The sequence below is a fragment of the Trinickia fusca genome (assembly GCF_003628145.1).
In the GTDB taxonomy this organism is placed as follows: domain Bacteria; phylum Pseudomonadota; class Gammaproteobacteria; order Burkholderiales; family Burkholderiaceae; genus Trinickia; species Trinickia fusca.
On sequence record NZ_RBZV01000002.1, the window covers coordinates 704,327 to 726,608 of the forward strand.

The window sequence follows — 22,282 nt, forward strand, 5'->3', positions numbered from 1 at the left end:
TTTTGAGATAGAAGAATGACCGAAATCCATTTGTAATTGGCATTGGATCGGCCTTATGCGGAAACAATTTCCGAGCAAATGCGCAATGCGTCGGAATGCGGAAAAATTTTCCGCATTCCGACGCATACGAATCTGTATGTTTCACCGTAATGCGCATAGCGGAGCCAATGCCGGGGCAATTCTTTCTCATGTTTTGGACGGGGGCGGCGGAATGCGCCAGCACATTTCCATGAAGTCTCGTTTCACCCGTTACGCGCTAGCGCTCGTCGCGTGCGCGCTGCTAGGCGGCTGTGCCGCGGCGGTCCCCATGGTGGGCGCGGCCGCGCAGACGGTCTTGCAGGCCGCCGGGATCGGCAAGCCTGACGTGCCCGACGCGCAAAAGCCGCCGCGCGATATTGCGTTGACGCTCGCGGCCGCGCCGAATCTGAATGCCGCCAATGACAATCACCCGCTCGCCTTGGTCGTGCGGCTCTATGTACTGAAAGACCCGACTTCCTTTCAGCAGGCGCCATTCGACGCCTTTACCGATCCTGACAAGGAAAAAGGCGCACTCGGCGCCGATCTGATCGGCGTGCGCGAAGTGACGCTGATACCTGGGCAGCGTTACCAAATGACCGAAAAAGTCTCGCGCGAGGCGCAGGCATTCGGCATCGTGGCGCTGTTTCGCGACCCCGCCCTGCAGCGCTGGAAATTCGCTTTCGATCCGGCGAAATCGGAGAAATCCGGCATAATGGTCGGTCTTCATAACTGCGCAATGACCGTGACGAGCGGCACCGTGATACCGGCCAGCCCAGGATTGCCGATGCAGCCATTGAATATGCTTTCTTCCGTTACGTGCGGGTAAGCGCAACGGCAACGAGCGGCATACGCATCATGACGACCGCATTCGCGGCCCATTGAACAGAACTACGGCGAACTTAAGAATGAGTTATTCGGCGAAATTGCTCTGGGGCGAAGGGCTCTTTCTGAGGCCACAGCATTTCCAGCAACAGGACGCCTATCACGAGGCACGCCTGTTCGAATCGATCCGCTCGATTCAGCCGTTCAACTGGGGCGTGCGCTCGGTGCGCTTCGATACCGATGCGCTCAGCAACAACCAGCTGCGCGTGACCGAACTCTCGCTGATCTTTCCCGACGGCACGCTGTACGCGGCCCCGCAAGCGGACGAGCTGCCCGAGACGCAGTCGCTCGATACGCTGCCCGAAGGCGTCGGCGAGTTCGTCTTCTACGTCGCGCTGCACCCGCTGCGCGAAACGGGCACGAACTACTCGAGCGATCCGGGCGAGCACTTCACGTCGCGCTATGCGAGCCGGCAAGTGCCGGTGGCCGATCAATTCACCGATGCGGCCGTGGCCGATCTCACGTTCCTGAAGACGCGCGTGAAGCTCGTCGGGCACAACGAGCCTCGTGCGCAGCTCGTGACCGTGCCGGTCGCGCGCGTACGCCGCACGGCCACGTCGGGCTTCGAGCTCGACGAAACGTTCGTGCCGCCGAGCCTGTCGATCGATGCCTCGCCGGTGCTGTCGCTGCGGCTGCGCCAGCTCATCGACGCGTTGCAGGCCAAAGTCAGCGCGCTCTACGGCTTTCATCGCGAGCCCACCAAGAACATTATCGAATTTCGTTCGGGCGACATCGCCTCGTTCTGGCTGCTGCATACGGCCAACGCGGCCGTCGCCTCGCTCGTGCATCTGCACCAGTATCCGTCGCTGCATCCCGAGCGGCTCTTTCACGAGCTGCTGCGCCTTGCCGGCCAGCTGATGACGTTCTCCAAGCGTTACGCGCTGACCGACTTGCCCGTCTACCGCCACGAGGATCCGGGCCCCGTGTTCGCGCAGCTCGACACGATCGTGCGCGACCTGCTCGAGACGGTCATCTCGACACGCTACTTTGCGATCGCGCTCGACGAAGTACGGCCCTCGTTCCACGTGGGCCGCCTCGACTCGGGCAAGATCGACGAAAAGACGACGTTCTTCATCGCGGTATCGGCCGATATGCCGCCCGTCGAGCTCGTCGATGCCGTGCCCGCGCGCTTCAAGGTCGGCGCCCCTGACGACGTCGACAAGCTCGTGCTCTCGGCCATGCCGGGCGTGCGGCTCACCTATACGCCGCAAGTCCCCCCTGCGGTGCCCGTGCGGCCCGGTGCCTGCTACTTCGCGCTAGAGACGCGCGGCGCGCTGTATGACCGCATGCTGCAGGCACAGTCGGCGATGATCTACGCACCGTCGGGCATCAACGAACTCAAACTCGAACTGATCGCAGTCACGTCATGACCGAAGTCCCTTCCCTTTTCGGCAGCAGCGCCCAAGCGGCGCAATCCGTGCCCGCTCAAGATGCCGGCTTTCAGGCACGCTCGCTGCGCGACCTGCTGTACGACGGCTTTTTCATGCTGTTCCTGCTCAAGCACGGTCATGAGCCCGAAGACGGCGCCGCCGAATTCAGTTCGCGCGTGCAGTCGTTCCTGGCCGATTTCGAACGTGGCGCGAAAAAGCTCAACGCGCAAGCCGACGATATGTACGCCGCCAAGTTCGCGTTCTGCGCCGCGATCGACGAGGCCGTGCTGTCCTCGTCGTTCAAGATCCGCACCGATTGGGAACGGCGTCCGTTGCAGCTCGTGCTGTTCGGCGAGCAACTGGCCGGCGAGAAATTCTTCGATCACCTCGAGTCGTGCCGTGCGCAGGGCGTGGCGCGGCTGCAGTCGCTCGAGGTTTTTCACATGTGTCTGCTGCTGGGCTTTCAGGGCAAGTACCTGCTCGAGGGGCCCGAGAAGCTCGCGTATCTGACGGCTCGTCTAGGCGACGAGATCGCGCAGATGAAGGGCAAGCGCGCGCCGTTCGCGCCGAATTGGCAGCTGCCCGATCAGGTCGCACACCGGCTCAAGCATGAAGTGCCGCTGTGGACGATCGGTGCCGTGTTCGCGCTGGTCGGGCTCGTGGCCTACCTGGGCCTGAACACCTACCTGCGCGACACGACGATGCGCACGCTGGCGCCGTACTCGCAGCTCGTCAAGCCCGAGGCCGAGTCGGCCAACTTGACGATTTCGCTGCCGTAAATTTCCGCTTCAATCGGCCACGCCGCGCTGCAGATAGCGTTCACCGGCCTGCAGCGGCGTCATGCCCTCGCAGGCTATCCACCGGTCGAGCTGCGTGATGTCGGCGTTGCCTGGCGACAAGCGGCGCAGCGCATCGGCAGCCGATACCGGTAGCTGTTCGAGCGTGCTCTTGCGGATGATCAGCGTCGCTTCATCGCGTCCGCGCAAGAGCCCGTTCGGCTCATGCAATTCGCGGATGCGATGGGTCGCGTGCAGATACTGCGGCTGCCATAGCGGCACGACGACCCAACGCTTTTCGGCCACCGCTTGCTCGAACGCATTCACGCAGTCGGCAAGCGAGCCATTCTCGAAGCGATAGCCATATTGCTCGAGCCCGTATGCCTCCATGATTTCGCGCGAGAACCGCGAAATGCCGGCACCCGGGCCGATGCCCTGAATGCGCTTGGTCATGCGCGCCACGACATCGAGCCGCGTCAGATCGGCCACGCTCGACACCCTCTCGGCCGGCACATAGTCGGGCACGCCCCACAGCGCATAGGGCGTGTACATCACGCTGATCCCCTCGAAGTGCTCGGCCAGGGGCTCGAAGTACTTCCCGTGGCTGCCGGGCAGCCACGCTGCGCAAAGCGCATCGGCTGTCCCGTCGGCCAACAGCTCGAACGCGGCTTCGTGCGGCCGACGCCACTCCTCGACGGCCACGCCATGACGTGCGAGCGTGGCCATCACGAGGCCGGCGGCCGCGTGATGGAACGACAAATCGATCGTCGCGAGCCGCATGATCAAAACCCTTCGAGCACGATCTTGCCGCGCGCGCGGTTGCTTTCGATCAGTGCATGGGCACGGCGCAGATTGCTCGCGTTGATCGTGCCGAAGTGCTCGGCGAACGTCGTCTTCAACGTGCCCGCATCGACGAGCTCGGCAACCCTTTGCAGCAGGTGATGCTGAGCGATCTGATCGGGCGTGTCGAACATCGGCCGCGTGAACATGAACTCCCAATGCAGCGACACGCTCTTGCGCTTGAGCAGGCGCCAGTCGAACAATTCGGGATCGTCGATGAGCGCGAGGCGGCCTTGCGGCTTGATGGCCTCCACGATCTGCAGGAAATGACTGTCGGTCTGGTTCAAGCCCGCGACGTAATCCACTTGCGCGCAGCCGATCGCTTGAAGCTGTTCGGCAAGCGGCTTCGTATGGTCGATGACGTGATGCGCGCCAAGATCGAGCACCCATTGCGTCGTCTCGGGGCGCGACGCCGTGCCGATCACCGTCACGCCGGTCAGCTGGCGAGCCAGTTGCACGAGGATGGAGCCAACGCCACCGGCCGCGCCGATCACGAGCAGCGCCGCGTCCTGGCGCGCGCCGCCCTGCGCCACCTGCAGGCGGTCGAACAGCAGTTCCCACGCGGTGATGGCCGTCAGCGGCAGCGCGGCGGCCTGCGCGAAATCGAGCGTAGCCGGCATCCTGCCGACGATGCGCTCATCGACGACGTGCAACTCGCTATTGGTGCCGGGCCGCGTCAAGGCGCCCGCATACCAGACGCGGTCGCCGGGCTTGAACAGCGTCACGTCGCGCCCGACGGCACGCACGATGCCGGCCGCATCCCAGCCGAGGACGCGCGGCTGCCCCGGCTCGGGCTTCATGCCGGCCCGGACTTTGACATCGACCGGATTCACCGACACCGCGTGCACTTGCACGAGCAGATCGCGTGGGCCCGGCTGCGGCTCGGGCAGTTCGATGTCGACGAGGGACTGCGGATCGTCGATCGGAAGGTTCTGATACAAGGCGACGGCTTTCATAGGGCGACTGGCTCCCAAGGCGTGATTGAACAGGGTCGCGGCGAGCAGCGCTCGCGCGGCCGAGCGGGCTCGTCTGCCCGCTCTCGGTATGGCAATCATCGGCAAACGCGCAGCGCCGAACCAGCCGCACGACACGCATTCAGTTTCGCCGCAGGATTGAAAATCTCAGCCGCCATGCGGTGGCGCGCCGATCGCATGTATCGCCCGCCATCGAGCGCGACACCCTGCACCGACCCACATCGTTCGCCCGAAAAATAAATTCACCCAATATTCTTTTTTAGGCGCAAACGATTTCCTCGGAACCGCTTCCTGCTTTTGCTCTTCCCTCGACGAGGTGCACCGCTATAATCTTGACGATAAAGAAAGGCGCAAAAAATAACCGCACCGAGGGCGATGATGAATCAGCTCGAACAAATGGCATCGATGGCGATCTTTGCAAAAATCGTCGAGACGATGAGTTATACGGAGGCCGCGCGCGTAATCGGGGTGTCGAAGTCCGCCGTCAGCAAGGAGCTGGCGCGGCTCGAAGCCACACTCGGCGTCACGCTGCTCAAGCGCACCACGCGCAAGATCGAAATCACCGACGTGGGGCGGACGTATTACGAGTACTGTGCGCGCATGCTCGTAGAAATGCGCAGTGCCGATGCGTTCATGGAGAAATATCACGCCGACCCGGTCGGCAATCTGCGAGTGGCGGCCCCTGTCACGTTCGGCAATGTCGTGCTGATGCCGGCATTAAATCAATTCGCCACGAAATACGTGAACGTGCAGGTCGAACTCGATTTAACGGATCGGCAAATCGATCCCGAAAGCCAGAATGTCGATGTCGCGATCATGATCAACCGCAGCAAGCCCGAGCATGCGCGCGGCAAGGTCCTGATGGAGATCGACTGGGGGTTGTTCGCCGCGCCGGCCTACCTCGGGCGCCATCCTTCGATCACCGATCCCGAGCAGCTCTCGCGCCACGGCTTCCTGCTGTTTCGCGGCCCCGCTCACACGAGCGTGGTCGCCATGCAGAAGCACAAGCGCGAAGTCGAGGTGCGCGCGCGCTGCGTGATGCGCTCGAACAACAGCCGCGCACTGTTGAGCTCGGCGCTCGACGGCCTCGGCGTGGCCTACCTGCCGCGCTATGTCGCGAACGAGGCCGTCGACGACGGCACGCTCGTACCGATCTTTCCCGACTGGACCTTCGAAAAACGCTTCGCCTTCCTGATGTGGCGCGACGATCCGTTCGTCGCCCCGCGCGTGCTCTCGTTCATCCAGTTCCTGACCGACCACTTCGCCAACACACACACGCCTAGCGCGGCGTAGCTGAAGGGCTTGGCGTGCTCGTCGCAGGCGTAGCACTCGCCAGCGCGGGCGCGCCGTGCGTCGACGCCTGCGCCTGCCAGCCACCGCCAAGCGCCTTCGCCAGAAAGACCAGTGTCGCCAGCTGGCGACCGTGAATGGCGACCTCCTGTTCGCGGCTCGTCTGCAGCTGCTGCTGCGCACTGATCACATCGATGAACGCGGTCATCCCGCCCGTGTAGCGTTCATGCGCCATATCGACGAGGCGACGCGCATCGTCGACGGCCGCATGCGCCTGTCGCGCGGCGACGTCGAGCACCGACAGGCCCGTCACGCCGTCCTGCACCTGCTGCATCGCGTCGAGCACCGTCTGCCGATAGCGCGCCTGCGCTTCGGCATAGCCAGCCTGAGCGAAATCGACGCGCGCGCGACGCTTGCCACCGTCGAACAGCACCGACTCGGCCGATGCGCCGACCGACCACAACAGCGCCGGCGCACTGAGCATGCTGGCGAAGCGCGTCGCTTCCCAGCCGATGCCAGGGTTCAGCACGAGGCTCGGAAAGTACGCGGCGCGTGCCACGCCGATGCGCGCGTTGGCCGCCGCCATCGCGCGTTCTGCCGACGCGATGTCGGGCCGCCGCTCGAGCAGTTCGCTCGGCAATGCCAACGAGACAGCCGGTGGCGGCGTATCGATCAGCGGCACCACGCGCTGCGCGATCGAGAACGACGAGGCCGGCAAGCCGACGAGCGCCGCGAGCGCATGCTCGTATTGCGCGCGCGTGGCGAAGAGCAGTTGCGCCTGGGTGCGCGTCGCATCGAGCTGTGTCTGCTGCTGCAAGACATCGAGGCCCGAGACCGCGCCGAGATCGTGCCGCGTGCGCACGTAGTCGAGCGACTGCTGCTGCAGCGCAATGATTTGCGCCAGCACGTCGCTTTGCGCATCGACGATGCGCAGCGCCACATAAGTGGCCGCCACGTCGGCCGTGATCACGAGCCGCGCGTTGGCCAGATCGTCCGCAGCCGCTTCTGTCGAAGCATTCGCGGCCTCCACTTCGCGACGAATGCGCCCGAACAGATCGAGCTCATAGCCCACGCTCGCGCGCAGCACCACATCGTTCTGCACGGTCGAGAAAGTCGGCACCGCATAGTTGATGCGCGGCCGCTCGCCCGAGATCTTCTCGCGCGCCACGTCCGCTTGGAGACCCAGCTGGGGCGAGCGCGCCGACGCGACTTCGGCGAGACTCGCACGCGCGGCGTCGTAATGCGCGCTCGCCGCCCGCAGCGTCTGGTTGTCGGCGAGCGCGGCCGCTTCGAGGCTGTCGAGCTGCGCATCGCCAAAGCCGCGCCACCAATCGAGCGCGAGCGGCGCATGCGTGGGGGCCGCCGCATGCCAGTAAGCGTCGCTGGCCTCGATGCGCCACGCCGAGGGCGTCTCGACATCAGGCCTGCGGTAGTCGGGCCCGGCCGCGCACCCGGCAAGCGCCGCCAGCATCGGCAACCAGCCCCAGCGCCTCTTCACGCGTGCCCCTTCGTCGGCGCGGGCGCGGCAATGACTTTATCGCCATCGGCCAGCGAGTCGCCGGGATTGACGATGACCTGATCCTTCGGCGTGAGCCCGCTCTCGATTTCGAGCGACTGCCCCAGATCGCGCGCGATCACGACGGGCTGCAAATGCACGCGACCGTCTGCACCGACCACCGCCACACGTGGCCCTTCGGCACGAAACAGCAGCGCATTGCCGGGCACTTGCAGGCGCGCATGAGCGGTATCGGCGAACGCCACCTGCACGTAGGCCCCGGGCATCAACGCACCATCGCGGTTGGGCAGCGTCACTTCGACCTGCATCGAGCGCGTCGTCACGTCGATGGCCTGCGCCGTGTGTGTGACGGTGCCCGCGAACGAGCGACGCGCGAGCTCGGCCTGCGTCACGACGACGTGCGCGCCCGGCGCCATACCTTGGGCGTAGGCCTGCGGCACGTCGACGTAGACGCGCAGCGGGTCGGTCTGCGCGAGCGCGAACAAGGCACGGCGCGTGCCGCCATTGCCCGCGTCGACGAGATCGCCGACGTCGACGTTACGCCGCGTCACGACGCCTCCGAACGGCGCGACGATGCGCTTGAACGACTCGAGTTCGCCGAGCCGCTTCACGTTCGCATCGGCCGCGGCAAAGCTGGCTGCGGCTTCGTCGTAGGCGCTCGAGCGTTCGTCGAGTTCCTGCTGCGAGACGGCGTCGTGCGCGCGCAGCTCGCGCCAGCGCGTCAGCGAACTCTTCGCGAGACCCAACGTGACGTTGGCCTGACGCCGCTGCGCGAGCGCCTGAGCCAGCTCCTGATCGATCTCGGGCGTATCGAGCTCGGCCAGCAGCTGCCCTTCCCGCACGCGCGTGCCGATGTCGGCATACCAGTGCTTCACGTAGCCGTTCGCGCGCGCATAGATCGGCGATTCGACGGCGCCGCGCAGCGTGCCCGGCAGCACGAGCGCATCGCCATGACGCGGCAGTGTCGGCTTGACGACGTACACGTACTCGCGCTGATTGCTCGCCGATGCGTCGGCCAGCGCATGCGTGCGCTCGATGCCGACGACAACCGTACGCGCCGTCAGCACGACGAGCACGACCGCGATCAACATTGCCGCGACGCGCAGGCGTCGCCGCACCGTGTCCTGCGACGGCAACGGCATGGCGCTGCCCTCGGGCGACGTACGCGAGGCGTCGGAGGCAGCGTGCAGCCGCTCGGCGTTGACGGATTCCAGAGAGTCGTCCATGTCGTTGCGTTTTAAATGGATCGTCACGGTGCGTGCCGCGCGTCTCGCTTGCGCGCAAGACGCCCATGCAAGACCGAGAACACGAGCGGCACGAACACGAGCGTCGAGACCGTCGCGAACAGCAGGCCACCGATCACGGCGCGCCCGAGCGGCGCGTTTTGCTCCGCCGCTTCGCCGATGCCCAACGCCATCGGCAACATGCCGACGATCATGGCCGTAGCCGTCATCAAGACGGGCCGCATACGGGTCGCCCCGGCTTCGAGCGCGGCGGCGAGTGGCGTCGCCCCCGCGGCCAGGCGCTCGCGCGCGAACGACACCACGAGAATGCTGTTGGCCGTCGCCACCCCGACCGTCATGATGCCGCCGGTCAGCGCGGGCACCGACAGGCGCGTCCCGGTCAGGAACAGCATCCATGCGATGCCGGCCAAGGCCGCAGGCAGCGCGCTGATGATGATCAAGGGATCGAGCCACGACTGAAAGTTCACGACGATCAGCAGATACACGAGCACGACCGCCACGGCGAGCCCGATATAGAGCCCCGAGAACGACGAGCGCATCGTCTCCACCTGGCCACGTACGTCGATGTCCGAGCCGCGTGCGAGGGTCGGCCGCGCCGCTGCAACGAGCTTGTCGATCTCGCGCGCGACGCTGCCGAGGTCGCGCCCTTGCACCGAGACGAGCACATCGATGGCCGGGCGGATGTTGTAGTGCGACACCTCGGCCGGCAACGCGCGCCGCTCGACGCGCACCAGATTGCCGAGCAACTGCGGGCGGCTCGTCACGCCCGGCGCCGTCACGGGGATGCGCATGAGGCTGTCGAGCGAGGCCGCGTCGTACTGCGGCATCTGCACGCTGAGCGGGTATTGCACACCGTTGTGCTCGTTGAGCCAGAACGCAGGTGCCGTCTGCGAACTGCCGGACAGGGCGACGAGCAGATTCTGCGCGACATTTTGCGCAGTCAAGTCCAGCTGCTGCAAGCGGGAGCGGTCCATCTGAAACACGAGCGTCGGCTCGTCCACGCGTTGCTGGATATGCGCATCAGCAGCGCCCGGCAGCGAACGAATCGCCTTCATGAGGTGACTCGCCACGGCAAAGTTCGCGCGCTGATTGGCGCCGACGATCTGCACGTCGATCGCGGCAGGCAGGCCGAAGTTCAGGATCTGCGTCACGATGTCGGCCGGCTGAAAGAAGAACTCGACGCCCGGAAAGCGCTGCGGCAGCAGCGTGCGCAAGCGCTCGACGTAGCGTTGCGCGGGCGCATGCCCCGACGCGAGCGCGATCATCAGCTCGCCGTCGAACGTGCCGATCGTGCCGGCATTGCTGTACGACAAATTGATGCCGCTATAGGGCAGCCCCAGGTTGTCGAGGATCGGACCACGCTCGCCCACGGGGACGACTTCGCGCACGACGCCCTCGACCTGATCGGCCAGGCGCGCGGTTTCCTCGATGCGTAGCCCCGTCGGCCCGCGCATGTGCAAGCGGATCGCACCCGAGTCGACCGATGGGAAAAAATCGGTGCCGACGACGAACAGCAGCGTCGTGGACAGCAGACACCCGCCCAGAAACGCGCCACCAAAGCGGCCCGGCCGCTCGAGCGCCATCGTCAGCAGCACGACGTAATTGGCATGCAGTCGGTCGAACACACGCTGAAAGCGCCGATGCACGCGTGCGAACAGCGAGGTCCCCGCTTGCGCGTCCTCGAGATGCATGGGCGGATGTTGCGTGAGCAGCAGCGCGAGCGTCGGCACGAGCGTGCGCGACAGCCAATACGACGCGAGCATCGCGAACACGACGGCCTCGGCAAGCGGCACGAACAGGTAGCGCGCCACACCCGTGAGGAAGAACATCGGCACGAAGACGATGCAGATCGACAGCGTCGAAACGAATGCGGGCACGGCGATCTCGCCGGCGCCGTCGAGAATCGCATCGCGCAGGCTGCTGCCCCTATGCAAGTGGCGCTCGATGTTCTCGATCGTGACGGTCGCATCGTCGACGAGAATGCCCACCGCGAGTGCGAGCCCGCCCAGCGTCATGATGTTGATGCTCTCGCCGAGCGCCGACAGCGCGATCAGCGAAGCCAGAATCGACAGCGGAATCGAGATCGCGATGATCAGCGTGCTGCGCCAGTTGCCCAGAAACAGCAGCACCATCGCGGCCGTCAGCGCCGCGGCGATCACGGCTTCGCGCGCCACGCCCTGCACCGCCGCCTTCACGAACACCGATTGATCGAACAGCGAAACGATCTTCAGATCGGGCGGCAGCGATTGCGCGACATGCGGCACGAGCGCGTGAATCGCCTCGACGATCGAGAGTGTCGACGCTTCGCCGCTCTTCATCACCGACATCAGCACGCCGCGCCGCCCGTCCTGCCGCACGACGTTGGTCTGTGGCGAAAAGCCATCGCGCACGTGCGCGACTTCCCCCAGGTAGGTCGTCGCGCCGTCGACGGTGCGCACGGGAATGCGGTTCAAGCCGTCGATCGTGTCGGGCGAGGCGTTCGTCATGACCGAATATTCGGTCGCCCCGATCTTCGCGGTGCCGCTCGGCAGGATCAGGTTCTGCGCGTTGACCGCGTTGATGACGTCGCTCGGCGTGAGGTCCTTGGCCAGCAGTGCGCGCGTGTCGAGGTCGACCGAGATCACGCGCGGCTTGCCGCCGTACGCGAACGGCACGACGGTGCCTGGAATCGTCACGAGCTGCGGGCGCAGGAAATTGGTGGCCGCATCGTTGAGCGCCTGCTCCGACATCACGGGGCTCGAGATGCCCAGTTGCAGCACCGGAATGCTCGAAGCCGAGTACGTGAGGATCAGCGGCGGTGTCGCGCCGGGCGGCATGAAGCGCAGTTGCGCCTCCTCTGCCGACACGGCCTGCGCCATCGCCGTGCGCACGTCGGTATGCGGCTGCAAGAACAGCTTGATGATCGCGATGCCGGCCAGCGACTGCGACTCGCTATGCTGGATGTTGCTGACGAGCACGGTCAGATTGCGCTCGTTCACGGTCGTGATGCGGTTGGCCATCTCGTCGGCCGACAGACCGTTGTACGTCCAGATCACGCTGATGACGGGGATGTCGATGTCGGGCAGCACATCGACCGGCGTGCGCACGAGCGTGAGCGGTGTCGCGAGCACGATCGCGAGCGCCATGACGATGAACGTGTACGGCCGCGCGAGGGCGAGCCTGACGATCCACATTGCGTCGTTTCCGCGTCGATACGGTTACTGCGAAAACAGCGCGGCGAAGCGCTTGAGCACGGCGTCGCGGCTCGTGCCGCTCTTGCCCGCCTGCGCGGGCGGCGCCGGCAGCAGCTTGATCGCGTCGAGCCCGGGGCGCTCGGCCGCCACGTCGTTACGCGCGGGGATGATGAACTCGTCGGCGACGTCCTGCTGGCCCTTGCGCGACAGCACGAAGTCGACGAAGCGCTTGGCATCGCGCGCCTCGCGCGTCTGCTTCATGATCATCATCGGGCGCGCGGTCGCGATCGTGCCCGAGCGCGGGAAGATCACTTCGATCGGCGCACCGTGCGCCTTATCTTCGAGCGCCGTATGGTCGGCCACCGCAAACAGCGCCGCCTTGCCGCCCTTGAGCACGGCATCCATCGCCTGCGCATTCGAACCCGACGGCGTGAGGCCGTTCTCTCGCAAGGCGGCGAGCATCGCCCAGATATCGGTGCCATGCTGGGCGTCGAGCGCCGCGATGAGGTCCAGCGACGAGCCCGATTGCGCGGGATCGACCGTGCCGATACGGTCGCGATAAGCCGGCGCGGCGAGGTCGCCCCAGTCTTCGGGCCGCGGCGTGTCGCTGTCGATGCGCCACACGAGCGCAAGCGTCGCTACCCCCTGTGCGACGAACTGCGGCGTGCGATAAGCGCTGGCGATATGCTCGTAGCCGGCGGGCTGATACGGCAGCAACTCGCCGCGCCGGCTCATCTCGAGCGCCGTGTCCCATGAGCCGAGAATCACCACGTCGGCCGGCGCTACGCGCTTGTCGGCCAGACGCGCGAGCACCTGGCCCGTGTCCCCTTGAAAGACGTCGACCTCGATGCCCGTTTCCTGGCGAAAGTCGGCTGCCAGCCGACGAATGAGCGGCGCGGGCCCGACGCTATAGACGGTCAATGCCGCCGCATCGGCCGCAGCCGTCGCACACACGAGTGCCGCACAACATGCACTGAGAAGTCGCACAAAGGGTCGTTTCATCGGTATCGATCGAGCCGCTCTTGTTCAAGCTTTAACGAGTGTTGCGTCGCGGCAATGGTAGCGCAACGAATGTTGTCGCCCCCTTGCCGCGCCGATTGTTTCCTACCGCGCGTCGAGCGTAGTCGCAGCGGAAACGTCTGACAGCGCTGAAAGGCGTGCGCCGTCCAGATTGCCGAGACTGCCGAGTCGCTCGCGCCGGGCCTGGCTGGCCGTGCGCCGACGACGCACGGCCACCGCCAGCTGCTCGACCACGCGCTCGGTGTCGGCCCAGCCGATGCACGCGTCGGTGATGCTCTGCCCGTACACGAGCTCGCAGCCCGCACGCAGGTCCTGACGGCCATCGACGAGATTGGACTCGATCATCACGCCCACGACGGCCTCGTTGCCCTCGGCCACGAGCCGCGCCAGGTAATCGCTGACGAGCAGCTGATTCGCGTGGCGCTTGCGGCTGTTGCCGTGCGAGGCATCGATGACCACGCGCTCGGGCAGGCCGCGCTGCGCGAGCGCGGCACAGGCCTGCGCGATGCTCTGCGCGTCGTAGTTGGGCTCCTTGCCACCGCGCAGCACCAGGTGGCACGCGGCGTTGCCGGTCGTGCTGATCGTCGCCAGCGTGCCGTCGGGCGCAGCCGAGAGGAACTGATGCGGGCGACTCGCCACCTTGAGCGCATCGGCTGCGATCGACACGTTGCCGTCGGTGCCGTTCTTGAAGCCGATCGGGCACGGCAGCCCCGACGCGATCTGCCGATGGATCTGCGACTCGGTCGTACGCGCGCCGATCGCGCCCCACGCGATGAGGTCGCTCAGAAAATGCGTGGCTGCCGGCTCGAGGAATTCGGTCGCCGTCGGCACGCCGAGCAGATTGATGTCGATGAGCAGGCGCCGCGCGAGCCGCAGGCCGAGCCGCACGTCGCTGCTGCCGTCGAGCAGCGGGTCGTTGAGCAGGCCCTTCCATCCGTCGGTCGTGCGCGGCTTCTCGAAGTACGCGCGCATGACGATTTCGACATCGTCCGCATACACGCGTCGCAGCGCCGCGATTTTCTCCGCATAGACGAGCGCCGCATCGACGTCGTGGATCGAACACGGTCCGACGACGAGCGCCAGACGATCGTCGTCGCGCGCTACGATCGCACCGAGTGCGCGCCGCGCCTGCTCGACGGTATCGCCGGCCGCCGCGCCGGGCAACACGGTGGACAGCTCGGCGGGCGATGGCAGCGGCGCGACGTGCGCAATCCGTCCACCGTAATAGGCACCGCTTTGATGAAGGTCTTCGTTCATGTCCTCGGTCCTCGATGATGATCGTTGCATGCGGCGCGCGTACGCCGGCGTCGCGTCAAATGAGCCCCACCGCGCCAAGCAGGCAGCCCGCCGCAATGAGATAGATCGGATTGAGCTTGCGCGTCATCGCGACGCCCGTCGCCACTGCCGTCAGCAGCAGCGTGCGCACCCAGCGCTCGTCCATGTGCGAGGCGCCGACCGACAGCATCCAGCCCGTCGCCAGCACGAGCCCTACGGTGAGCGGCGCCAGCGAGCGGCGAATCAGCTTGTGCCATTCCGTGCCGCTGTGGCGCGCGCCGAGCGTCTCGACGGCGAACGCGAGCAGCGACGTCGGCCCGCACATCGCGCCGATCGAGACCAGTGCGCCGGGCACGCTCGCGACCCAGAAGCCGTACATCGCCACGATCTGCACGTTCGGCCCCGGCGCCGCCTGCGCGAGTGCGTTCAGCGCGATGAAGTCCTGATCGGTCATCAGGCGCAGATCGTCGACGAGAAAGCGATGCATTTCCGGCAGCACCGCACTCGCGCCGCCGAACGCGATCAGCGAAATCAGGAAGAAATGCAGTGCCAGCAGGCGGGTCAGACTCAGGTTCATGCCGAGCCCCCTCCCTGCTTACCGCCCTCGATGCGGCTGGCCGCCCAACTCGCGTGCTTGCGCATCGCGAACTCGCAGACGATCGCCGCGGGCACGAGCACCACCATCACATGCACGAGCGGCAGATGCAGCACGGCGATCGCGACGAACGGTAGCAAACCCAGCACTACCGTGTGAATGCGACGTGTCAGCGCGCGCGCCAGGCGCAAGCCCGTCTCGATGCTGAGACCCGCTGCCACAGCGGCCATCCCTTTGAGCGCGCCATGCACCTCGGGCAGCTTGCCGTACCAGCGATAAAGCAGCGCGAGCGCGATGAGGATCACGAACGGCGGAATCAAGAGGCCCGTGACGGCAGCCAGAGCCCCGCGCCAACCGCACCGTCGCGCGCCGAACATGACGGCCAGGTGCGTACCGTTCGCGCCTGGCAACACCTGTGCGAAGCCGAGCAGTTCGGTGAACTCCTGGTCCGTCAGCCATGCTTTCGTATCGACGAGCGTACGCCTCGCCCACGGCAAGATGCCGCCGAAGCCGCACAGCCCGATCGTCGCAAACGCGACGAACAGCGCGGCCGCCGAAACGGGCGCCGGCACGCGTTCGCGCGACGACGCGCCGGGCTCGGCGAGCGTCCTCAGATCGGGGGCGGTGCTCTCGACTCGCATCGCGTGCTCAGTAGCGTGCGTCGGAAGGCTTGCCGCCCTTGGGCCAATCGTCGACCTTGGGCGCGTAGTCCGGACGCGGCTGCTGCGTGACATAGGCCGCCACATCGACCGCTTCCTGATCAGTCAGCGTATCGCCCTTGCCGAGCGGCATGTTGTGCTTGATGAACGCCGCGGCCGGGCTGAGCCGCGCCATGCTCGCGCCGATGTTGTACGACGCGTCGCCCCACAGCGGCGGAATCGCGAACGTGCCGCCCGCCTGCATGCCTTCGCCGTTCGCGCCGTGGCACGACGCGCACTGCTGCGTATAAACGGCCTTACCGTGCACGCGATCGGGAGCGATCTTCGAGATGTTCTCGATCTTGCCCATGCCGCGGCCCGGCACATACTCGCCGCCCTTTACGCCGCGCGACAGAAACGCCATGTAAGCGAGCAGGCCGTTCATCTCGCGCGAATCGAACGCGAGCGATGTACCACTCTCCGAGCGCACGAAGCAGTTGTTGATGCGCTGCGACAGCGATTCGACGGTCGCGCTGCGCCCACTGTACGCCGGCATCACCCCCGTGATGCCGCCCCACGGCGACGCGTTCGCTTGAATCCCGCCGCCGATATGGCAGCTCGCGCACGACATCGCGTTGCCGGGCACGTGGCCCGGTGCGTAGCGCGGCGTGTCGAACGTGATGTTGCGTCCGAGCACGATCGCATCGGTGTCGGGTCCCGGCTTCAGCGCAGCGATGCGCGCATCGAGATCGTCGGCCCCATACGCCGCGCCGGCGGCCAACGCCGACAGCACGGCGACCAGCGCAAGCGTCGGCGCATGCTTTCGCTTCAATTGCATTGAGAATCTCCTCGCGTGAATCTTGGTGTCATGGACGCGCATCGAGCGGCACGAAGGCCAGATTGTCGGGACCGACGTAGTTCGCGCTCGGGCGGATGATCTTGTTGTCGATGCGTTGCTCGATCACATGCGCGCTCCACCCCGAGGTGCGCGCGATCGCAAAGATAGGCGTGAACATCGCCGTGGGCACGCCCATCTGGTGATACGCGATGGCCGAGAACCAGTCCATGTTCGGGAACATCTTCTTCGTATCGCGCATCACGTGCATGATGCGTTCGGCGATCTCGAACATCTTGCGGCTGCCCGCTGCGTTCGACAGGCGCTCGGCGACCGAGCGGATCACCTGATGGCGCGGATCGGCCACCGTATAGACGGGATGACCGAAGCCGATAATGACTTCCTTCTTGTCGATACGACGGCGGATGTCCTCTTCGGCTTCATCCGGCGTGTCGTAACGCTTCTGGATCTCGAACGCGACTTCGTTCGCGCAGCCATGCTTGGGCCCGCGCAGCGCGCCGATCGCGCCCGTAATGGCCGAATAGAAATCGGAGCCCGTGCTCGCGATCACGCGTGCCGTGAACGTCGACGCGTTGAATTCATGCTCGGCGTACAGGTTGAACGACGTGTGCAGCGCGCGCACCCACTCCTCGCGCGCGGGACGGCCGTGCAGCAGATGCAGGAAGTGGCCGCTGATCGAATCGTCATCGGTTTCGACCTCGATACGCCGGCCGTTCTGGCTGAAGTGATACCAGTACAGCAACATCGAGCCGAGCGAGGCCATCAGGCGGTCGGCGATGTCGCGCGTACCCGAGATGCCGTGGTCGTCCTTTTCGGGCAGCACCGTGCCGAGCACCGACACGCCCGTGCGCATCACGTCGAGCGGGTGCGCACTGGCCGGCGTCGCTTCGAGGGCGTCCTTGACGGCCGCGGGCAGGCCGCGCAGCGACTTGAGCTTGGCCTTGTAGGCCGCGAGCTCGACCTGGTTCGGCAGCTTGCCGTGCACGAGCAAGTGCGCAATCTCTTCGAATTGGCACACGTCGGCGATGTCGAGAATGTCGTAGCCGCGATAGTGCAAGTCGTTGCCCGCGCGGCCCACCGTGCACAGGCGCGAATCACCGACCACTACGCCTGACAGCGCAACGGACTTCTTGGGCTTGAAGCCAACGGGCTCCGATGCAATCGCACGCTCATCCATCGTGGGTTCTCCTTGTGCTTTTTGATGCTGGCTTGATTACTGAGTGGAAACGGAAGTCTCGGCAACGGCTTCGCGCAACACGACCGTGAGCCGAGCGCGCAATTCGTGTTTCTGGATCTTGCCCGTCGACGTCTTGGGCAGCGGCTCGAAGCGGATCGCCTTCGGCATCTTGAAGCCGGCCAGCCGCGTGCGGCAGTGCGCGATCAATTCGTCCGCGGTCACCTGCATGTTGGGGCGCGTCTCGACGAATGCGCACGGCACCTCGCCCCACTTCTCGTCGGGCATCGCGACGACGGCCACCGCGCCCACGGCCGGGTGCTGATACAGCGCGTTCTCGACGTCGATACTCGAAATGTTCTCGCCGCCCGAAATGATGATGTCCTTGCTGCGGTCCTTGATCTGCACATAGCCGTCGGGCCACTGCACAGCCAGATCGCCGGTATGGAACCAGCCATGGGCGAACGCCTTGTCGGTCGCCTCCGGGTTCGCGAGATAGCCCTTCATGCACAGGTTGCCGCGGAACATCAGTTCGCCGATCGTCGTGCCGTCGGCCGGCACAGGCTCTAGCGTCTCAGGGTGCCGGACCGACAAGCCGCGCTGCAATTGATAGGCCACGCCCTGCCGCGCGCGCTTGGCAGCACGCTCTGCGGGATCGAGCGCGTCCCATTCGTCGCGTGGCACGCAGATCGCGGCCGGACCGTAGGTCTCGGTCAGCCCGTAGCCATGCGACGGCACGATGCCGAGCGTTTCGAGCCGCTTGATCAAGGTCGGCGAAGGTGCCGCGCCGGCCAGCAACGCATGCACGGCTCGCGCGCTGCGCGCATGCCACTCACCGAGCCGCGCGTCGATCTCGTCGGCGACCAGGGTCTGCACGATCGGCGCGCCGCAATAATGCGTGACGCGTTCGCTGCACATCAGATCGACGACGAGCGCGGCGTCGACGCGCCGCAAGCACACGTTCACCCCCGCCCGCGCGGCAAGTGCCCACGCGCAGCTCCAGCCGTTGCAGTGAAACAGCGGCAGCGTCCACAGGTACACCGGGTGCATCGGGATGTCCCAGTCGAGCACGATGCTGAGCGCACTGAGCGCCGCGCCGCGATGATGCAGCACGACACCTTTGGGCTTGCCCGTCGTGCCCGACGTGTAGTTCAGCGCGATCGCATCCCACTCGTCGAGCGGACGCAGCCACGCAAACTGCGGATCGCCGCCGGCGAGAAAGTCCTCGTAATTGGTCCAGCCGCGCATGCGATCGAGCGAGAACGCGCCCGGCGCGACGGGATCGGTGTCGACGATCACACGCAAGTTCGGACAGGCGGCCTCGATCTCGAGCGCGCGCGCGGCGAACTCGGCATCGACGAGCAGCACCTTCGCCCCGCCATGCTCGAGCATGTAGACGAGCGATGCGGCATCGAGCCGGTGGTTCAACGCGGCCAACACCGCACCGGCCATCGGCACGCCGAAATGCGCCTCGACCATCGCGGGCGTGTTCGGCATCAACACGGCCACCACGTCGCCGCGTTCGACGCCGGCCTGCGCGAGCGCGCTGGCAAGGCGCCGCGTGCGCGCATAGGTGTCGCGCCAGTTGCGGCGCACAGGGCCATGCACGACGGCCAGTCTGTCACCGTGCACCTCGGCCGCGCGCGCGATGTAATCGAGCGGCGTGAGCGCGGCGAAATTGGCGTCACGGCGCGGCAAATCGGCTTGGCTGTCACTCATGAGGCTTCTCCGTGAATCGAACACAACGAAGCGGGTGGCATGGCACTTGGCCCTCGGAACGAGGGCCGCCGGTTAGATCAATCGGTTAGTCGGTCAGTCGACGATGAACAGCTTCGCGCCGGTCGCCGTGCGCGAGCGATGCGGCTCGGCATTGTCGGCAACCTGATAGCTCTGGCCGGCCTTCAGCGTGAAGCAGCGACCATCGTCGAGTTCGGTGTCGAGCTCGCCCTCGAGCACGTAGAGGATGTGTCCTTTCGAGCACCAGTGGTCGGCCAGGTAGCCCGGCGTGTACTCGACCTCACGCACGCGAATGTCGCCGAACTGACGCGTGCGCCAGTACGCCATGCCCGTCTCGCCCTTGTGCTCCGTGCGCTCGACGCCCGACCAGTCGGTCACGCCGAACGGAATTTCGCTCATCTTCATAGCAATGCTTCTTCGTGTTGTTGGGGGAAATGCGCAGGTGCGCCCTCCGCGCCGGTGCTGCCGACGATCGAGGTGCGGAACTCTGCGCAGAACGCGCCGCGCTCGTCGGCGAGCCACACTTGGTGCGGTGCCGGCAGCATCTCCGAGACGCCGAGCGTTTGCGCACGCGCCGCGACCGAGGTTAGCGCATCGAGCGATAGCGGGCAGTCGAAGTCGACGAATACGGGCTTGGGCTCGGTGTCGGCCTTGACGAAAATATGGCGCGGCAGGCCCTGCGCGCTGGCCCAGCGTCGCCACGCGAGGAACGCCGGCATGCTTTCGCCGACGCGTTCGGCAACCGGCAGCTCGCTCGCTTGCAGCGTCCAGGTGCGGCGCTTGAGAATCGTGCGGCCCAGGCGGATGCGCTCGGCAATGCCCGCGCCGAGCACGTCGGCGGCCAGCGCGAACGCAGCGCGATGAAAGTCGCCCGGCAGCACCGTCAGCAGGTGCTCGGTGAGACCGCTCGCGCGGTCTTCGACGAACAGCGTGCCGCTGCGTTCGATCAGCGTCAGCCGCGCAGCCGGCACCCGCCGCTCGCCGGACACGCGCGCGCTGGCGCCGGGCATCTCGACTTGCCACAGCTCGGGCACATCGAGCCAGTCGATGTGCGAACGCTGGTACGTACTGTCGGAATCGGCCGCGACCATGCGCGAATTGCCGAGCGTGTCCCGCACTTCGTCACGCACGCTGTCCTGGTAAGGACAGAACGGCTGCGCCACGGGCTGCGATACCGTATGCACGGTCGGATGCACTTCGCCGATCACGAGGTCGAACTGGCCCGCTCGGATCGCCTCGACGTTGGCAGCCGCGATCAGGAAATCGGGGGAATGCACGCGTGTGCCGAGCGGCAGCGGGTCGTGCGCTTGCAAGCCCGCCTGCTCGAACGCCGACACGAGCCGCTCGAGGTCGCCCGCATCGAGCGCGATCTCGCCGTCGACGGCAGGCTTGTCGGCCACGACGCTGCTCCACGCTGCGCGCAGCAGCGGACGCAGTGCGGCGACCGTCTCCTCGGCCACGCGATGACGCTGCAATTCGCGTGCGAACGACAGCAAGTCGTGCCGCACCGCCACATCACCGTTCGTGCGGATGCGCACGTAGGCAGCCGAGACCTGCGTGGCGATGGCGCCGGCCAGGCGATCGTAGAGCGCCATCAACGGCACGAGCTCGGTGTCGATCGCGCGCCTCACCTCACCCGCGATGCGTACACGCACATTGCGCGCGCAGTCTTCATAGAACGGGAAGCGGCCGACGTACATCTTGCCTTGTTCACGGCTCACGTCGATGCCGTTCTCGGCCAGCAGCGTCTCGCAATCGGCGAGCGCCGCACGTCGCTCGTCGAGTGTGCCGGTCGCGAAGCGCAGACGCTCGCGCTCCAGCGCCTCGAACAGTTCGCGCCAAAAGCGCGTGCGCGGATGGCCCGCGTCGAGATGCGCAAGATAGGCACGCAAGGCGCCGAGCGGATCGCCGAGGCCGGCCGCGACGCGCACGCCGCGCGCCGCGATGCCCTTGGCGAGCACGCTGTCGATGGCGGCATCGACGTTCTGCTCGCTCAAACCTCGCGCGATGCAGCGCTCACGCAGCAGCGCACGTTTGATGCCATGAGCGCGTTCAGCTTCGAGTTCGTCGAGGACGGCAAGGAGCGCGCCGTCGACGGCGATGCGCCGATTGCCGGGGGCGTGCAACGCGCCTTCGATCAGTGCGCAGGCGGGCGACAACGAGATCGGCAGCGTATCGCCGAGCACCGGGTCTTCCGACATGGCCGTCGCGACGCGCGAGATGACCCAATGCTCGAAGTACGTGCGCCGCTCGCCGATCCAACCGCCTTCGCCGAACGTCACCTCGAACGACGAGGCCTTTCCGTCGGCCCCATCGGCCGGCGCGAACTCGCCCCAGGCGATCGGTCCGAAGAAGCTCGTCGTGTCGTTCTTCGCGCACAGCCGCTGCACATAGCTCCACGCCAATCGCAAACGCTGCCGCATGCGGTTGTCGACGCGCTCGGGCGAGCACTCGGCCAACGTCTCGACGCGTTCGAGCGCGCTCGGATTGGACAGGAACACGGCCTCGCGCAGCAGCGGGTCGCGCAGCGTCTCGAACAGCGCGCCGCGCGCCTGGGTCGCAGCCGTACCGAAGCTCGCCTCGAGCGCCACGCCGAGCTGTACGAGCTCGGCGCGTTCGGCATAGAGTGGCTCGAGCTCGGCAGCCGCCAGTGCCGTTTGATCGGCGGGCCAGTCCTTGGCCGTCAACGGCATGCCCTCGGTCAGCTTGCGCACGACCTTCAGCGCCACGGGCGAGCCGGCCTTCAGCAGGCCCTCGCGAATACGCTCGATGCGCGCCTCGATCGATTCGGTCAGCGCGTGAAAGCGCGCGACCTCTTGCTCATCGAGCCGCACGGCGAAACGCTCGAGCCAGCTGATCGGAAAGCCTGCCGAGCGCATCCAGAAGAACGACGAAAGCGACATG

17 protein-coding genes and 1 pseudogene are annotated in these 22,282 nt (G+C 66.1%); 4 read left to right on the forward strand and 14 right to left on the reverse strand.

Going from position 1 to position 22,282, the window contains the following annotated elements; all coding sequences use genetic code 11:
• The first annotated feature begins 229 nt into the window (after positions 1-229).
• From tssJ to icmH, 3 genes are all read left to right on the forward strand, one after another.
• Positions 230-844 carry a type VI secretion system lipoprotein TssJ gene (gene tssJ, locus D7S89_RS07945; RefSeq protein ID WP_121277362.1) on the forward strand — a complete coding sequence of 205 codons (615 nt, stop codon included), beginning with the start codon at positions 230-232 and terminating at the stop codon, positions 842-844.
• 79 nt (positions 845-923) lie between these two features.
• Positions 924-2,270, forward strand: a complete 1,347-nt coding sequence (gene tssK / locus D7S89_RS07950) for a type VI secretion system baseplate subunit TssK (RefSeq protein ID WP_121277065.1) — start codon at positions 924-926, stop codon at positions 2,268-2,270.
• Positions 2,267-3,049, forward strand: a complete 783-nt coding sequence (gene icmH / locus D7S89_RS07955) for a type IVB secretion system protein IcmH/DotU (RefSeq protein ID WP_121277066.1) — start codon at positions 2,267-2,269, stop codon at positions 3,047-3,049. The genes tssK and icmH overlap by 4 nt, the downstream gene beginning before the upstream one ends.
• A 9-nt stretch (positions 3,050-3,058) precedes the next feature.
• Here the strand turns inward: icmH and D7S89_RS07960 are convergent, their stop codons facing one another.
• Positions 3,059-3,826, reverse strand: coding sequence for a glycine betaine ABC transporter substrate-binding protein (locus D7S89_RS07960; protein WP_121277067.1), 768 nt, complete (start codon positions 3,824-3,826; stop codon positions 3,059-3,061).
• Between the two features lie 2 nt (positions 3,827-3,828).
• Positions 3,829-4,842, reverse strand: coding sequence for a zinc-binding alcohol dehydrogenase family protein (locus D7S89_RS07965; RefSeq protein ID WP_121277068.1), 1,014 nt, complete (start codon positions 4,840-4,842; stop codon positions 3,829-3,831).
• Between the two features lie 396 nt (positions 4,843-5,238).
• On the opposite strand from D7S89_RS07965, the gene D7S89_RS07970 reads away from it, so the two are divergent.
• Complete coding sequence (locus tag D7S89_RS07970; RefSeq protein WP_121277363.1) at positions 5,239-6,153, forward strand: LysR family transcriptional regulator; 915 nt, start codon at positions 5,239-5,241, stop codon at positions 6,151-6,153.
• Here D7S89_RS07970 and D7S89_RS07975 read toward each other — a convergent pair.
• The 12 genes and pseudogenes from D7S89_RS07975 to D7S89_RS08030 all read right to left on the reverse strand — a co-directional run bounded on the left by D7S89_RS07975 (position 6,140) and on the right by D7S89_RS08030 (position 22,281).
• Complete coding sequence (locus tag D7S89_RS07975) at positions 6,140-7,621, reverse strand: efflux transporter outer membrane subunit (protein WP_121277364.1); 1,482 nt, start codon at positions 7,619-7,621, stop codon at positions 6,140-6,142. The two genes, D7S89_RS07970 and D7S89_RS07975, sit on opposite strands and share 14 nt — an antisense overlap.
• Positions 7,622-7,644: 23 nt before the next feature.
• Complete coding sequence (locus D7S89_RS07980) at positions 7,645-8,892, reverse strand: efflux RND transporter periplasmic adaptor subunit (protein WP_121277069.1); 1,248 nt, start codon at positions 8,890-8,892, stop codon at positions 7,645-7,647.
• Positions 8,893-8,915: 23 nt separating this feature from the next.
• Positions 8,916-12,083, reverse strand: a complete 3,168-nt coding sequence (locus tag D7S89_RS07985) for an efflux RND transporter permease subunit (RefSeq protein WP_121277070.1) — start codon at positions 12,081-12,083, stop codon at positions 8,916-8,918.
• A gap of 24 nt (positions 12,084-12,107) precedes the next feature.
• Positions 12,108-13,085 carry an extracellular solute-binding protein gene (locus tag D7S89_RS07990; protein ID WP_121277071.1) on the reverse strand — a complete coding sequence of 326 codons (978 nt, stop codon included), beginning with the start codon at positions 13,083-13,085 and terminating at the stop codon, positions 12,108-12,110.
• 207 nt (positions 13,086-13,292) lie between these two features.
• A pseudogene (locus D7S89_RS07995) lies at positions 13,293-14,360 on the reverse strand (3-deoxy-7-phosphoheptulonate synthase); the annotation flags it as partial.
• Positions 14,361-14,415: 55 nt separating this feature from the next.
• On the reverse strand, positions 14,416-14,955 hold the full coding sequence (locus D7S89_RS08000) for a chromate transporter (RefSeq protein ID WP_121277073.1): 540 nt from the start codon (positions 14,953-14,955) through the stop codon (positions 14,416-14,418).
• Complete coding sequence (locus D7S89_RS08005) at positions 14,952-15,614, reverse strand: chromate transporter (protein ID WP_121277074.1); 663 nt, start codon at positions 15,612-15,614, stop codon at positions 14,952-14,954. The genes D7S89_RS08000 and D7S89_RS08005 overlap by 4 nt, the downstream gene beginning before the upstream one ends.
• Before the next feature lie 7 nt (positions 15,615-15,621).
• Positions 15,622-16,449 (reverse strand): c-type cytochrome, encoded by an 828-nt coding sequence (locus D7S89_RS08010; RefSeq protein WP_121277075.1) that lies wholly within the window; start codon positions 16,447-16,449, stop codon positions 15,622-15,624.
• 28 nt (positions 16,450-16,477) lie between these two features.
• Positions 16,478-17,644 carry a bifunctional 2-methylcitrate synthase/citrate synthase gene (gene prpC, locus D7S89_RS08015; protein WP_121277076.1) on the reverse strand — a complete coding sequence of 389 codons (1,167 nt, stop codon included), beginning with the start codon at positions 17,642-17,644 and terminating at the stop codon, positions 16,478-16,480.
• Between the two features lie 36 nt (positions 17,645-17,680).
• Positions 17,681-19,360 (reverse strand): AMP-binding protein, encoded by a 1,680-nt coding sequence (locus D7S89_RS08020; protein ID WP_121277077.1) that lies wholly within the window; start codon positions 19,358-19,360, stop codon positions 17,681-17,683.
• Positions 19,361-19,453: 93 nt separating this feature from the next.
• A complete protein-coding gene (locus D7S89_RS08025; protein WP_121277078.1) occupies positions 19,454-19,783 on the reverse strand; it encodes a DHCW motif cupin fold protein in 330 nt (109 codons plus the stop codon).
• Positions 19,780-22,281 carry a lantibiotic dehydratase gene (locus D7S89_RS08030; protein WP_121277079.1) on the reverse strand — a complete coding sequence of 834 codons (2,502 nt, stop codon included), beginning with the start codon at positions 22,279-22,281 and terminating at the stop codon, positions 19,780-19,782. Before D7S89_RS08030 ends, D7S89_RS08025 begins: the two co-directional genes overlap by 4 nt.
• Position 22,282 lies beyond the last annotated feature (1 nt).